Annotated in this window: 15 protein-coding genes; 11 read left to right on the top strand and 4 right to left on the bottom strand. The window is 72.0% G+C overall.

Annotation, left to right across the window (positions count from 1 at the left end; translation table 11 throughout):
- Window positions 1-6: 6 nt before the first annotated feature.
- The gene (locus K6T36_RS12940; protein ID WP_222921641.1) at window positions 7-1326 is read right to left on the bottom strand and encodes an FAD-dependent oxidoreductase; all 1320 of its coding nucleotides are present in this window, start codon (window positions 1324-1326) and stop codon (window positions 7-9) included.
- A 196-nt stretch (window positions 1327-1522) separates the two neighbouring features.
- Here K6T36_RS12940 and K6T36_RS12935 point away from each other — a divergent pair, with 196 nt between their 5' ends.
- From K6T36_RS12935 to K6T36_RS12915, 5 genes are all read left to right on the top strand, one after another.
- Window positions 1523-2701 carry a threonine synthase gene (locus tag K6T36_RS12935; RefSeq protein WP_222921640.1) on the top strand — a complete coding sequence of 393 codons (1179 nt, stop codon included), beginning with the start codon at window positions 1523-1525 and terminating at the stop codon, window positions 2699-2701.
- Window positions 2702-2856: 155 nt separating this feature from the next.
- A complete protein-coding gene (locus K6T36_RS12930; RefSeq protein WP_222921639.1) occupies window positions 2857-3606 on the top strand; it encodes a metal-dependent transcriptional regulator in 750 nt (249 codons plus the stop codon).
- The gene (locus K6T36_RS12925; RefSeq protein WP_222921638.1) at window positions 3603-4304 is read left to right on the top strand and encodes a TMEM165/GDT1 family protein; all 702 of its coding nucleotides are present in this window, start codon (window positions 3603-3605) and stop codon (window positions 4302-4304) included. The genes K6T36_RS12930 and K6T36_RS12925 overlap by 4 nt, the downstream gene beginning before the upstream one ends.
- A gap of 75 nt (window positions 4305-4379) precedes the next feature.
- On the top strand, window positions 4380-5066 hold the full coding sequence (locus tag K6T36_RS12920) for a LysE family translocator (RefSeq protein WP_222921637.1): 687 nt from the start codon (window positions 4380-4382) through the stop codon (window positions 5064-5066).
- A 273-nt stretch (window positions 5067-5339) separates the two neighbouring features.
- A complete protein-coding gene (locus K6T36_RS12915; protein WP_222921636.1) occupies window positions 5340-6386 on the top strand; it encodes an NAD(P)-dependent glycerol-1-phosphate dehydrogenase in 1047 nt (348 codons plus the stop codon).
- 57 nt (window positions 6387-6443) lie between these two features.
- Here K6T36_RS12915 and K6T36_RS12910 read toward each other — a convergent pair whose 3' ends face one another.
- Window positions 6444-7223, bottom strand: coding sequence for a M48 family metallopeptidase (locus K6T36_RS12910; protein ID WP_222921635.1), 780 nt, complete (start codon window positions 7221-7223; stop codon window positions 6444-6446).
- 111 nt (window positions 7224-7334) lie between these two features.
- Window positions 7335-7850: an NUDIX hydrolase gene (locus K6T36_RS12905; RefSeq protein WP_222921634.1), complete on the bottom strand. Its 516-nt coding sequence runs from the start codon at window positions 7848-7850 to the stop codon at window positions 7335-7337.
- Window positions 7851-7959: 109 nt separating this feature from the next.
- On the opposite strand from K6T36_RS12905, the gene K6T36_RS12900 reads away from it, so the two are divergent.
- The 5 genes from K6T36_RS12900 to K6T36_RS12880 all read left to right on the top strand — a co-directional run bounded on the left by K6T36_RS12900 (window position 7960) and on the right by K6T36_RS12880 (window position 12467).
- Window positions 7960-8601 carry a DUF420 domain-containing protein gene (locus K6T36_RS12900; protein WP_222921633.1) on the top strand — a complete coding sequence of 214 codons (642 nt, stop codon included), beginning with the start codon at window positions 7960-7962 and terminating at the stop codon, window positions 8599-8601.
- Between the two features lie 105 nt (window positions 8602-8706).
- Window positions 8707-10053: a M28 family peptidase gene (locus K6T36_RS12895; RefSeq protein ID WP_225935125.1), complete on the top strand. Its 1347-nt coding sequence runs from the start codon at window positions 8707-8709 to the stop codon at window positions 10051-10053.
- A gap of 55 nt (window positions 10054-10108) precedes the next feature.
- Window positions 10109-10834 (top strand): NAD(+)/NADH kinase, encoded by a 726-nt coding sequence (locus K6T36_RS12890; protein ID WP_222921632.1) that lies wholly within the window; start codon window positions 10109-10111, stop codon window positions 10832-10834.
- 64 nt (window positions 10835-10898) lie between these two features.
- Window positions 10899-11351 (top strand): DUF7313 family protein, encoded by a 453-nt coding sequence (locus K6T36_RS12885; protein WP_222921631.1) that lies wholly within the window; start codon window positions 10899-10901, stop codon window positions 11349-11351.
- A gap of 123 nt (window positions 11352-11474) precedes the next feature.
- Entirely contained in the window at window positions 11475-12467 is a 993-nt protein-coding gene (locus tag K6T36_RS12880) for an NAD-dependent epimerase/dehydratase family protein (protein WP_222921630.1), read from the top strand.
- 121 nt (window positions 12468-12588) lie between these two features.
- Here the strand turns inward: K6T36_RS12880 and K6T36_RS12875 are convergent, their stop codons facing one another.
- Complete coding sequence (locus K6T36_RS12875) at window positions 12589-13284, bottom strand: HD domain-containing protein (RefSeq protein WP_222921629.1); 696 nt, start codon at window positions 13282-13284, stop codon at window positions 12589-12591.
- Between the two features lie 180 nt (window positions 13285-13464).
- On the opposite strand from K6T36_RS12875, the gene K6T36_RS12870 reads away from it, so the two are divergent.
- A complete protein-coding gene (locus tag K6T36_RS12870) occupies window positions 13465-14205 on the top strand; it encodes an alanyl-tRNA editing protein (RefSeq protein ID WP_222921628.1) in 741 nt (246 codons plus the stop codon).
- The last annotated feature ends 127 nt before the right edge of the window (window positions 14206-14332 follow it).

The following is a 14332-nucleotide window of genomic DNA, read 5'->3' as shown; positions in this document are numbered from 1 at the left end:
CTCGCGTTATCTCCCGTCGAGAACCGCCTCGGCGGCGACGCGCCCGCTCTTCATCGCCCCCTGGATCGACGACCACTCCGTGTAGTCGCCGGCGAGGTACACCGGCCCCTCCGGCTCCGTCGCCTCCGGCAGCTCCGGGTGGACGCCCGGCGGCTGGGCGAACTGGGCGAACTCGATGCGGTCGGTGTGGATCGCCTCCAGGCCGCCGAAGCTTCGCTCTGGGTACCACGCGGACAGCGCCGCGCGCGTGTCGGCCGCGAGGTCCTCGGCGTCCCGGAAGCGCGCGTCGTCGCCGAGGAACGTCGCACACAGCAGTTGTTCGCCGTCGGGCGCGTACTCGGGAGCCACGTCGGTGAGCGGGACGACGACGTTCGGCGACGCCTCGTCGCTGTTGAGCAGGATCTTCCTACCCGTCGAAACCGGGGTCGCGTCCGACAGCCGGTAGTACTGCGTCGTCGACGGGACGCCCTCGGTCGGGATCGCGTCCACGTCGGTCAGGTCGCGGGCGGCCTTCGGGTCGGTGGCGACGACGACCGCGTCGGCGTCGACGGCGCGGTCGGTCGTCTCGACGGTGACCCCCGCGGCACCGCCGCTCCCGGCACCCGCACCCGAACCGGTCCCGCCGCGTTCGATCCCCTCGACGCCCTCGCCGGTGACGACGGTCGCGCCGGCGGCCTCAGCCGAGGCCCGCAACTGCTCCGGGATCGCGCCCATCCCCTCGGCCGGGACGCCGATCCGGCCCTCCGAGAGCGCGCGGAAGGTGTACGCGAAGACGTGCTTCGAGGTCGACAGCGAGCGGTCGAGCGTGATGCCGCCGTAGAAGGGCGCGACGAAGTTCTCGACGTACCGTTCGGAGAACCCCCAGTCGCGGAGGTACTCGCGGATGCTCGCGTCCGGGCCCGAGAAGAACCACGACTCATCGCGACCCGAGAGGTCCTGGCGGAGCGCGAGCGTCCGGAGCTTGTCACTCGTCGTTACCCGGCGGTTGAACGCCGACTCGACCAGCAATCGGGGGTCCCGGAGGGGGTCCGAGAGGACGCTTCGGGTCCCCTCGCCCGTCGAGCAGATGACGGCGCCGGGGCGGAACTCGCGGAGGTCGAGCGCGCCCACGTCGAGCTCGCGCCGCACCGCGGGGTAGCCGGTGAACAGCACCTGGAAGCCGCGGTCGAGCGTGAACCCGTCCTCGTGTCGCGTCCGCACGCGGCCGCCGACCTCGGGGCGGCGCTCGTAGACGGTGACCTCGGCGCCCGCGTCGGCGAGGTGCCGCGCGGCGACCAGCCCCGCGAGCCCCGCGCCCGCGACGGCGACGTTCGGGGAATCCGACATACCCGCGCTTGGACCGGGTGACACATAGGCGTACCCGGTCGCGTCGCCGGATCCTCGGGTTGCCTCGCAGGATCGTTCTCGGCTGGCCCGCCTGATCGTTGCCGTCGCGTCGCCGCCGCGTCACCGCGTCGTCGACCCTTCCCGATCCGGCCCCGAACCAGCACATCCATGCGGCGGCGGTCCCAACCGCGGGCAAATGCAGACGACGGACGCGTTCGACGGCCTGTCGTGCACCGGCTGCGGGGAGTCGTTCGGCGTCGGCGAGCACGGCCGCTGTCCCGACTGCGGGGCGCCGCTGTCGCCGACGTACGACCTCGACGCGGTCGACGCCGACGCCCTCGGCGACCGCGACGGCCCGGGACAGTACCGCTTCGGCGACCTCCTCCCGTTCCCGGCGGACGCGGCGATCACCGCCGGCGAGGGCGCCACGCCGCTCGTGGCGACCGACCGCCTGGCCGACGAACTCGGCGTCGCCGCCGCGTACGTGAAAGACGAGGGGCGCAACCCCACGGGAACGTACGTCGACCGCGGAATGAGCCCCGCGGTGACGGCCGCCGCGGAGCGCGGACTGGAGCCGCTGGCGCTCGCGGCCGCCGGCAACGCCGGGCAGTCGGCGGCCGCCTACGCCGGCCGCACCGACCTGCGTTCGTACGCGTTCGTCCCCTCGCGGACGGCGTTCTCGAACAAGGCGATGGTGAACGTCCACGGCGGGGAGATGCGCGTCGTCGGCGGGCGCTACGGCGACGCCGCCGCGGCCGTCGACGAGCAACTGGCCGCCGAGTACCACTCGCTACAGGAGTTCACGACGCCGTACCGCCACGACGGGGCGAAGACGGTCGCGTACGAACTCCTCGATGCGGTCGACTCCCCGCTCCCGGATGCGGTGGTCCTCCCCGCGAGCACCGGCGAACTCGTCGTCGGGGTCGTCCAAGGGCTGGAGGACCTCCTCGACCTCGGACTCGCCGAGGCGGTCCCGGACGTGTACGCCGTGCAGGCCGCCGGCTGTGCGCCGATCGCGACCGCGTTCGAGTCCGGCGCGGACGCGGTCGAGGCCTGGACCGGCCCCGACACCATCGTCGGCGAGCTGGAGATCGAAGAACCCGCCGGGGGCGACCTGGCGCTCGCGGCGCTGGACCGCGTCGACGGCGACGCCCTGACCGTCGAGGACGACGACGCGCTGGAGAGCGCCGTCACCGTCGCGCAGACGGAGGTCATCGAGGTCGGCGGCGCCGGCGGCGTCGCTCTCGCAGGCGCGTGGCAGCTCGCGGAGTCGGGCGCACTCGGCCCCGACGACGAGGTCGTCGTCGTGAACCCGGACGCGGGCGTGAAGACGCCGGACGTGCTCCGAAGCCACCTGATGGGCAAGGGGATCTGACCGGGAAATCGACGACCGCCGGATTTCCGCCGATCCGCAGGACGCCGGTCGTCTACCGCCGGCTGCCGTCGACAACCGACCGCCGGCCGTCGGCCGCCGTCCGTGTATTCGAGCCACAGCATATATCAGTTAGACACGTCTAATTTCCGCAACCGATGTTGAGCGACGTGATGGAGGATTATCTGAAGGCCATCTACGTGCTCCAGACCGAAAACGGGCCGCCCGTGTCGACCTCGGCCATCGCCGAGCGCGTCGGGAAGACGCCGCCGACGGTGACGAGCATGCTGGAGACGCTGGAGGAGCGCGGGCTCGTCGAGCGCGAGAAGTACAAGGGGACGGAGCTGACCGAGGAGGGGCGGACCGTCGCGCTGGAGGTGCTGCGGCACCACCGCCTGCTGGAGGCGTATCTCGCGGAGCACCTCGACTACTCGTGGAGCGAGGTCCACGAGGAGGCCGACGCGCTCGAACACCACATCAGCGAGGAGTTCGAGCGTCGCGTCGCCGCGGCGCTGGGCGACCCCGCCGTCGACCCGCACGGCGACCCGATCCCGGGTGCGGATCTCGAGCCGCCGGCCGACGACGACGCCCGCCCGCTCACCGAGGTCGCCGTCGGCGAGCGCGTCGTCATCGCACGCGTCAGCGACCGCGACGACGAGGAGTTGGAGTACCTCGACCGCGCGGGGATCACCCCCGGAACGACCGTCGAGGTGGTCGATATCGCGCCGTTCGGGATGGTGACGGTCGCCGTCGAGCCCGTCGGAGAGTCGCACGGCGGCGACGCGGGGGATGACGGCGACGACCGCGAACAGAGCCTCCCCGAGACGATCGCCGCCGCAGTCCGTGTCCGCCCGGTCGAGGAGGTGAACGGCACCGCCGCGACCGACGCGGGGGTGGGCGGGGCGTGAGTTTCTGGGAGATCGTCGTCGTCGCGGCCGTCGCGCAGCTGGCGGTGCTCCCCGGCGAGAAGGTGCAGTTCATCATCGCCGGGCTGTCGACCCGGTACCGCCCGGCGATCGTCGTCGGCGCCGCGGGGACGGCGTTCGCCGGCTGGACGGCGCTGGAGATCTGGTTCGGCGCCGCGCTCCAGTCGATGCTGTCGGGAGCGATGCTGGACGCGTTCACGGCCGCGATGTTCCTCGTGTTCGCCGTGTTGCTGTTCCGGTCTGCGCCCGGTGCCGGCGCCGGCGTACACGCCGTCGAGACCGACGGCGGGGAGGTGTTGCCCGGAGTCGACGGATCTGTGAGCCTGTTCGGCCACGAGATCTCCGGCCGACTCGGGAGCTTTCTGTCCATCTTCTCGATGATGGCCGCCGGCGAGTTCGGCGACAAGACGCAGCTGGTGACGATCAGCCTCGCCGCGCAGTACGGCGCCGCTCCGGCGATCTGGGTGGGAGAGATGGCCGTCATCATCCCGGTGAGCCTCGCGAACGCGTATCTGTTCCACCGGTTCAGTCACTGCTTCGACGTGCGGAAGGCGCACCTCGCGGGCGCCGCGCTGTTCGCGTTCTTCGGGCTCGACACGGTGTTGGCGCTGGCGACCGGGTTCTCCGTCTGGGAGACGGTCGTCGGTGCCGTCTCGTCGGCCGTCCTGGCGCTCGTGTAGCGCGGTCGGAGCGTGTCGAGGCGGGGCGAGCACGAACCGGCGCATTGTTCACGGCAGCGCGCCTCGATACCGGACGTGACAGTCGTCGCCTCGCTGGCCGCCGGCGTCGTGTTCGGCCTCGCGTTGGCCGCGCCGCCGGGGCCGATGAACGCCGTCATCGCCGAGGAGAGCGTGCTCCGCGGGTGGACCGCCGGCGTGCGTGCCGGCCTCGGAGCGGCGACCGCGGACGCGATCTTCCTGGTGCTGTCGCTCGTCGGCGTCGTCGGGTTTCTGAACGACGCGCCGCTCCTCCGTGGCGCGATGGTCGGGGTCGGCGGCGTGCTCATGCTGTATTACGCCTACGGCGCGGCCCGGGAGATCGGCGGCTCCTTTCTCAGCGTCGACACCGACATGGTGGACGACGAGTCCGCGGGGTTCCGGAAGGCGCTGGCGCTGGCGCTGGCGAACCCCTACCAGGTGCTGTTCTGGCTCACCGTCGGCGTCGGACTGCTCGAACCCGGGGAGATCGACGTGTTCGGCGCCGCCGAAGTGAGCGAGCTGGCGGGAACGCTCGTCGTCGAGACCGGAAGCCCCGCGCTGATCGTCGGCTTCTTCGGCGGCATCGGGCTGTGGGTGACGGGGTTCCCGGGAGCGCTCGTCGCGGCCAAGCGGCGCGTCGAGGCGCTCGCGCCCGCGGTCGCCGCGCTGTCGGCGCTGCTGTTGGCGGGCTTCGGCGTCGCGTTCCTACTCGATGCGACGCGCACGCTCGGCCCGCTGGTGTGACCTGACGCGGGTGGTGTGACGTGATGGTTGTGGCGCGGGCGCCAGCGCCGTCGCTGCGTGGGATGGGGGGCGAACAGGCGACCGGATCGCCCCGACGCGCGTGGTCGCACACCCGCTGGCGCGCCGGGTTGCTCGTTACCGCATCGGCGACGCTGGCCCCGTCATCGTACATGAACTCTCGCCCGTGACGGTCGTTCGTGCCGTCGACGGCCGCGGTCGAGGAGTACCGGCGACACGGCAACCCCTTTACACCCCCACGCGGAACCACCGTCCATGTTCGCGAAGTCGACGTGGATCAAGCTCCCGCGGAACGTCCTCGTCGGACACGGCGTGCTCGACGACGTGGGGACGGCCGTCGCGGAGCTGTCGCTGGGCGGGACACCCCTGCTGGTCACCTCGCCGAGCCCGAACGAACTCGCGGGCGACCGCCTGCGCGCACAGTTCGACGGCGCGGAGACCGTCACGGTCGATTCGGCCAGCTTCGGTGCGGTCGCGGAGATCGTCGAGGCCGCCGAGGACGCCGGGGCGACGTTCCTCGTCGCGCTCGGCGGCGGCAAGCCGATCGACCTCGCCAAGATGGCCGCCGACGAGTTGGGCGTCGGCTTCGTCTCGGTACCGACGGCCGCGAGCCACGACGGCATCGTCTCCGGCCGGTCGTCGATCCCCGAGGGCGACACGCGCCACTCGGTCGCGGCCGACCCGCCGCTGGCGGTCATCGCCGACACCGAGATCATGGCGAACGCGCCGTGGGACCTCACGACCGCCGGCTGCGCCGACATCATCTCCAACTACACCGCCGTCAAGGACTGGCGCCTCGCGCGCCGGCTGAAGAACGTCGAGTACAGCGAGTACGCGGGCGCGCTCTCGGAGATGACCGCCGAGATGCTCGTCGACAACGCCGACTCGATCAAACAGGGGCTCGAGGAGTCGTCGTGGATCGTCTCGAAGGCGCTGGTCTCCTCGGGCGTCGCCATGTCGATCGCGGGGTCCTCGCGGCCGGCGTCGGGTGCCGAACACCTCTTCTCCCACCAACTGGACCGGATCGCCGAGTCGCCGGCGCTACACGGCCACCAGGTCGGCGTCGGATCCATCCTCACGGAGTTCCTCCACACCGGCGAGAACGGCCAGTGGCGCGCCATCCGCGACGCCCTGGAGGCGATCGGCGCCCCGACGACCGCGACCGAGCTCGGGATCGACGACGAAACCGTGATCGAGGCGTTGACCACGGCACACACCATCCGCGACCGCTACACGATCCTCGGCGACGGCGTCAACGAGGACGCAGCCATCGAGGTCGCGTCGTTCACGGGCGTCATCTGAGGTTCGGCGGTCGAGCGAGGGCGAGGAGAGGGGACGCGGGCGCGAGACGCCGGCGACTCAGTCGTCGCTGCGGGTCGCACGCGTCCTCGGGCCGGTCGGGATCCGGGCGTCCGCGCGGCTGCCCGGCGGTTCGTCCAGGCGGTCGAGCCGCTCCCCCAGCGGCGGATGCATCGACAGCGCCGCGAGCAGCCGGCGGAGCCGTCCCCCTGCCGGGGCCGTCCGACCGAGGTGGCCGGCGGCGGCGAGCCGGGCGAGCGCCTCCCGGTAGTCGTCGCCCGTCCCCCGGGCGGCGACCGCGTCGGCGTCGTACTCGGTCCACCGCGCGACCCGCACGGAGAGGTACGCCAGCGGGATCGCCAGCGCCGCGCCCGCGACGAGCCCCGCCTGCCCGAACAGCGTCGCGTCGACGGCCCACGCCACCGCGTACGCGCAGGGGATGCCGACCCGAAGCGGGACGTGCCCCCGGCCGAGGTGGGCGTGCTCGTGGCGGACGACCGCCGCGACGCCCTCGGGATCGAGCTCGCGGAGGAGGCCCGTCGAGACGAACACCCGGCCGTGCCCGGCCGTCAGCCCGGCGGCGTACGCGACCACCCGCCCGTCGCGTCCGAGGACGCCGACCCGGTCGGGGGGGACGCCGGCGCGTTCGACCGCGCGGGCGACCTCCTCGGGGAGCGCGTCCGGACGCTCGGCTCGCGAGACCAACACGGGCGCGAGGCGAACCCCGAGGAAGCCGGCCGCGATGAGCGCCCACAGCTCCCACCAGTCGGCCGCCCACGAGAGCGTGGCCGGCAACGGGGACGGGAGGGCGGGCGACGAGATCGGAGGAGCGGGGGACACAGCAGTCGGGTCCGTGCCGGCGCGTGTAGGCTTTTCCCCGGAATCGGGATCGCGGTCGTCGGAGCCGCGACCACGGTCCCCGGAGACGGGTCGCGGTCGACACCGCGACGGTCACAGCGGATACTCCGCCACCTCCGGGTACATGAGGTCGTCCGGGTGCTCGTGCACCCACCGGACCGCCGCGATCTCGCCCTCCCGTGGCTCGGGGTCGCCGGCGACGTAGTCGGCGTCGAAGGTGGCGATCAGCCGGAACAGCCTGGGCCTGTCGGGGGCGTCGACGGCGACCCGGTGGAGCATCACCAGCCCCCGAAGGTTCACCTCGACGCCCGCCTCCTCGCGGGTCTCCCGGACGGCCGCCTCGGCGAGCGACTCCCCGGGCTCGTCCTTCCCGCCGGGCTCGGACCACGTCGACTCGCCCTCGTGTCTGACCACGAGCGCGGCGCCGTCGCCCCGACGAACCCACGCGCCGGCCCCCCCGAGGGTGTCGGCCTCGAAGCGCTCGCGGCCGCGGTCCCACTCCGGCGGGGACATTTCCCAGCGGGGCTCCGCCAGGGGGCAGTCGCCCCACTCCTCGCGCAGGCGGGCGATCGCGTCGTCGACGGCGGCGCGGGAGGCGTCGGTGAGCATGCACGCCGGTGACGGCCGGGATCACAAAAGCGCCCCCGTGTCGCCCGGGGCGGTCGACGCCGGGCCCCGAACCCGAAGACGCAAGTCGGTGCCGACCCAACCCCGTGCAATGGCAACAGCGGACGCGAGCGGCCCGCTCGGCACCGTGAAGGAGTACCCGCGCGCGACGGTCGCGGTGGTGTCGGTCGTCGGCTACGCGCTCGTCATCGGCACGTTCGCGGGCGTCGTCCCCGACTCCGTGTTCCCGTCGCTCACGCAGGGCGAGGTGAACCTTCTCAGCCACGCGATCGCGGCGGTCAACACCGTGACGACGGTGCTGCTCGTGCTCGGGTGGCGCTGGATCCGCGCGGGCGAGGTGCGCAAGCACGCGGCCGCGATGAGCACCGCCTTCGGCCTCATCATGGTGTTCCTCGTCATGTACCTCGCGCGGGTCGGCGGCGGCCCGGGGGAGAAACACATCGTCATCCGCGAGACGGCGTTCCTCGGCGCGTACGCGGGCGCCGTCGAGGTCGCGTACCTCGCGATGCTCGCGATCCACATCCTGCTGTCGGTGGTGACCGTCCCCGTCGTCCTGTACGCGATCGTGCTCGGGTGGACCCACACCCCGGAGGAGCTGCGCACGGAGACGCCACACAGGCGTGTGGGGCGGTGGGCCGCCGGGACGTGGATCGTCTCGCTGACGCTCGGCGTCGTCACCTACGTGCTGCTCAACTGGGTGTACGCCTACGAGTTCGTCCGCGTCGCGCGGTAGTCCCGCAGGGGCGCCCGCCACCCCCACCGTCGACGGCTCCCGCGACTCCCGGCCCGGCCGGCCGGCTTCCGAACCTCTTTGCCCGGACACGCGGAGGGAGCGAGCGTGACAGACCTCAGCGAGCGGACGGACTGGATCGGCGACGCGTTCACGAGCGATGCCGGGTGGAACCTGCTGGAGGACCTCGTCGACGTGGGCAACCGGATGGCGGGCCAACCCGGCGAGCGCGAGGGACTCGAACTCGTACGCGACGCCCTCGCCGACGCCGGCTGTCGCGACGCCCGGATCGACGAGTTCGACCTGCAGGGGTGGGAGCGCGGCGACTCGGGCCTCCGCGCCGCCGGCCGCGACGAGCGCTGCATCGCGCTGCCGCGCTCCCCGGCGGGCGAAGCGACCGCCGATCTCGTCGACCTCGGCTACGGCCTCCCGTCGGACTTCGAGGAGGGCGACGTGGACGGCAACGTCGTGATGGTGTCCTCGGACACCCCCGACGAGTTCGACCGGTTCATCCACCGCACGGAGAAGTACTACTACGCGGTCGAGCACGGCGCCGCGGCGTTCGTCTTCCGCAACCACGTGGAGGGGTGTCTCCCGCCGACCGGCTCCGTCGGCACCGACGACGACCCGATCGGCGACATCCCCGCAGTCGGCGTCTCGGCTGAGGTCGGCGGGCGCCTCGCGCGCCGCTCGACCGGCGAGCCCGTGACCGTCTCCGTCGACTGCGAGACGCCCGAGGCGACCAGCGGCAACGCGATGGCCGAGTTGGGTCCCGACACCGACGAGGAGATCCTCGTCTCCTCGCACGTCGACGCCCACGACATCGCCGAGGGCGCGATGGACAACGGGGCCGGCACCGCCACGATCGTCGAGGTGGCGAACGCACTCGCCGGGATCGAGGACGAACTGGACACCCGGGTTCGATTCGTCGCCTACGGCGCCGAGGAGGTCGGCCTCGTCGGCTCGTCGGTGGAGGCGGACCGGGCGGACCGCGACGCCATCGCTGCGATCGTCAACGTCGACTCCAACGTCTTCGGCCGGACGCTGTCGCTGTCGACCCACGGGTTCGACGACCTCGCCGCGGCGGCCGATCGCCTCGCCGACCGGTTCGACCACCCGATCTCGACCAGCGAGGAGCTGGTCCCCCACAGCGACCACTGGCCGTTCGTGATCCACGGCGTCCCGGGCTACATGGTCGCCGGCGAGACCGAGGGGAGCGGCCGGGGATGGGGTCACACCGAGGCGGACACGCTGGAGAAGCTGGAGGTCCGGAACCTCCGCGAGCAGGCGATCCTGCTGACCGCGCTCGTCGCCGATCTCGCGGATGCCGACACCGAAATCGCGCGCCGCGATCCGAGCGAGATCGCCGCCGCGCTGGAGGCGGAGGACAAGGCGGCCGGGATGAAGGTGATCGGCGACTGGCCCTACGACGACGACGGGAACGTCGTCGGGTGACCCGTCGCGGGGATACCCCGTCGGTTAAGTCCACACCCGAACTACCCCCGACACCATGACCGACTTCCGCGCGGCGCTGGCCGGCGACGACGGGACCCTTCGGGAGGCCGTCGAGGCCGCCGGCAGCGCGGTCGTCGCCGCCGACGCCGACCCGGACGCGGTCGTCACCCTCGGCGAGCGCGCGCTCGTCGAGGCGGCGCTCGGCGACCCGCGGGCGCCGATCCTGCCGGTCGACGGCGGCGGCGGCCGCCACTCGATCCCGCGGGTCGACGCCGAGGCCGCGCTCGCGGCCGTCGCCGAGGGGGCGGGCCGGACGGAGTCGCGAGCGACGCTGTCGGTGACCGTCGGCGGCGACCGACGCGCGCGCGCCGTGCTGGACGCGACGCTGATGACGGCCGAGCCGGCGCGCATCTCCGAGTACGCCGTCCGCGCGGACGACGACCCCGAGCCGGTCGCCCGCGTCCGGTCGGACGGGGTCGTCGTCGCGACGCCGGCGGGGTCGAGCGGATACGCGCGCGCCGCCGGCGGCTCCGTGCTCTCGCCCGGAACCGGACTGTCGGTGGTTCCCGTCTCGCCGTTCGCGACGACGGTCGACACGTGGGTGCTCGACGACGAGGTCGTCCTGCGCGTCGAGCGCGACGACTGCGACGTGCGCCTGATCGTCGACGGCGAGGCCGTCGGCGTCGTCGAGCCGAACGCGGACGTCCGCGTCGCCGTCGACGGCGCCGTGCCGTTCCTCCGGGTGCCGCTCCCCGATCGGCCGCGACGGACGCGGCGCTGAGGGGGACGCGTCCCCCCGCACGGGATTGGAAAGCTTCTAATGAGTCGTGGACCGATTTCCCTCTATGTTACCGTCACCGCTGGAGTTCCTCGTCCCGCTCGGGGCGTTGGAGTCCGTGGCGGATGTGCTGCCGTTCGCCATCCTCGCGGTCGTGCTCGTGAACGTGGTCACCAGGCTGCTCGCACAGCGGAGCTTCGAGCGGGCCGCCGCCGAGGGGGACGACGACGAGGCGCTGAGCCGGTACCTCCCCCACGAGATCGTGAACGTGCTGCTCGTCCTGCTGTCGTTCGCGTTCATGGTCGTCGAACCGCACGGGGGGATGGTGCTGTCCGTGCTCGTCGTCGGGATGGTCATCTCCGACTTCTTCGAGTACGAGTCCCGCCGCGTCGAGGCGCGCAACGACCTGGAGATGGACAAGCCCAACAGCGCGATCGTCGCCTCCGCGCTCGTGATCGCGTACGCCGGCTACCAGGCCCTGTTCTTCCTCATCGAGCCGATCTGGAGCTCGATCATCTGAGGCTCCGACGCCGGTCCGCGGGACGCCCCCGCGGCCGACTCGCCCCGCCGACACGACCACGGCGAACCGGCGAGCCCGCCGGGGATCGCGGCCTTTTCGACCGCCGCGCGCGACGTCCCGCGTATGGTAAACACCGCGCTCGTCATCGGCGGCACCCGATTCATCGGGCGACACGTCGTCGACGACCTGCTCGACCACGACTACGAGGTGGCGATCTTCAACCGCGGCAACCACCAGAACCCGTTCGAGGAGCGCGAGGAAGTGACCCACGTCGAGGGCGACCGCCGCGACGACACGGACCTGAAGGCGGCGGCCCTCTCGGTGACGCCCGACATCGTGATCGACTGCGTCGCCTACTACCCGGAGGACGTGCGCGTCGCCACGGACGTGCTCTCCGATGTCGACGGCTACGCGTACATCTCCTCGGGGGCGGCCTACGGCGTCGAGGAGATCCCGAAGCGCGAGGGCGAGACGGAACTGTGCGAGTGCACCGACGAGCAGGCGACCGACGACTCCCACGACTCCTACGGCCCGCGCAAGGCCGAGGGCGACCGCGCGATCTTCGCGGCCGCCGAGGACGGCGTGAACGCGATGGCGGTCCGCCCGTGTATCGTCTACGGCCCGCACGACTACACCGAGCGGCTGGACTACTGGATCGACCGCGTGCTGAACCACGACCGCGTGGTCGTCCCCGGCGACGGCCAGAACCTCTGGCACCGCGCGTACGTCGAGGACGTGGCGAGCGCGCTGCGGATCGTCGCCGAGGAGGGCGAGGCCGGCGAGGCGTACAACGTCGGCGATCGCCGGCTCGTGACGATGGAGGAGATGGTCGACCTGATCGCGGACGCCGCCGACGCCGACGTGGAGGTCGTCCACGCCGGCGCGCGCGAGCTCGCGGCGGCCGACCTCTCGCCGGACGACTTCATCCTCTACCGCGAGTACCCCCACGTCCTCGACACGAACAAGCTCGCGGCGCTCGGCTGGGAGTCGACGCCCCTCGGGGAGGCGATGGAGCGGACCGTCGCCGAGCACCGCGAGAGCGACCGCGACGGGAGCGAACACGACCCGGGCCGCGATGCCGAGGAGCGCGTGCTCGGCGTGCTGGACACGCTGTGAGTGCAGTGCCGTCACTTTCGGCGTCGCTTCCGGCGGCGCTGACGACGGCAGGCTCGCGGTACAGGGAGCTATAGGGACCGTGTGCGTGCGCGGTCGCCTCCGCCTCGCCTCCGTCGCCGCCTCAGACGTCGTCGAACTCGCGCTCGTGGCTCATCTCCCTCACCTCGTCCTCCAGCCACTCTCGGAACCACTTCACGCGCTTGATGCGCTCGTGGGCGATGGACTCGGCGGTGTCGCTCTCGACGCGTGAGGCGTGCTCGCGACCGCGCTCCAGCACGCGCTGGACCATCTCGGCGGCGTCCATGTGCGTGCGCGCCTCGTAGCCCATCCGGAGGATCATGAGCGCGGTGCCGTTGGCGCCGACCTTGTCGAGCAGGTCCGCCTCGATGAGACACTGCGTCTCCAGCGACAGGTCCGACAGCGGCCCCTGGTAGGAGTGGTCCTCGACGGACGAGCACACCTCGGCGACGAACGACTCCGGGTAGTCGCCGTGGGTTTCGAGGTACTGCCGGGCGACGCGGGCGCCCTCCTCGGCGTGGACGTCCTGGTCGGCCTCCAGCTTCGACACGTCGTGAAACAGCGCGGCCACGCGCACCACGTCGGCGTCGGCGCCCTCCTTGGCCGCGATCCGCTCGGCGATGTCGACGACGTTCAGGATGTGGTTGAATCGGTACTCCGCGGAGTGCCACGGGTACCACCGCATGCGGCCGCCGTCGTCCTCGCTCTCGACGGACGCCGCGAGGTACTCGCGGACGAAGTGCTCCATGTCCGCGAACTCCTCGGCGGTGACGCGCGAACCCTTTATTTCGACGCCCACGGCGGCCACCCCCTGTGAAGATCGAGTCGGGAAGAGACGAATGTCGTTCTCATTACGGAACGATACGGCCTGTTTCGTCCTTAGTCGTTACGACAGGTCGGACCCGGCGAATCGAAGCCGGCGGCGGCCCGGACGGCCGCCTCGCGAACCGCTAAGTGCGCCCGTCGCCCACGTCCCGACGTGACCGAACAGCTGTATCTCGCAGACAGCACCGTCGGGGAGTTCGAGGCGACCGTCGAGCGCGCGCTCGACGAGCGCGTCGTGCTCGACCGGACGCACTTCTACCCGACCGGCGGCGGCCAGCCCAACGACACGGGAACGGTGCGCGTTCTCGACGGGAGCGACGAGACGGCCGACGAGTTCGCCGTCACCGACGTGGAGAAGACCGACACCGTCTACCACCACCTCGACGGCGCGGCGCCGCCCGAGGGTACGCGCGTCCGCGGCGTCCTCGACTGGGACCGTCGGCGCGCGCACATGCGCTATCACACCGCACAGCACCTCCTCTCGGCGGTCCTGCTGGACGACTTCGGCGCGCGGACGGTCGGCAACCAACTGTACGCCGACCGCGCGCGCCTCGACGCGGAGCACCCGAAGTTCTCCGAGACCGACCTGGCCGACATCGAGGCGCGCATGAACGCCCTCGTCGACGACGCGCTTCCCGTGCGCCACTACACGATGGACCGGGAGGTCGCTGAGGCGGAGCTCGACACCGAGCGCACGCGGATCGACCTGCTTCCGAGTTCGATCACGGAGCTTCGGATCGTGGAAATCGGTGACGCGGACGACCCGTTCGACCGCACCGCCTGCGCGGGCACCCACGTCGGCGCGACCGACGCGATCGGCGAGGTGACCGTCGAGGGCCGGACGACGCAGGGCGGCGAGAAGGAACGCGTGGAGTTCACGCTCGCGGACGCGTGAGGAGAGTCGGGAGCGGCGACAGGTCGACGCACCCTTCGTTCCGGTTTCAACCGTGATATTCGGGAGGGTACATATTTACACCGTTTCCGGATAGGGGAGGGTAGCGGCACAGGGAGTGCGGACGAAC

The organism is Halobaculum roseum (assembly GCF_019880245.1).
GTDB lineage: Archaea > Halobacteriota > Halobacteria > Halobacteriales > Haloferacaceae > Halobaculum > Halobaculum roseum.
The sequence above is the reverse complement of the archived record's forward strand: the minus strand, read 5'-3'. Positions and strand labels throughout refer to the sequence as shown.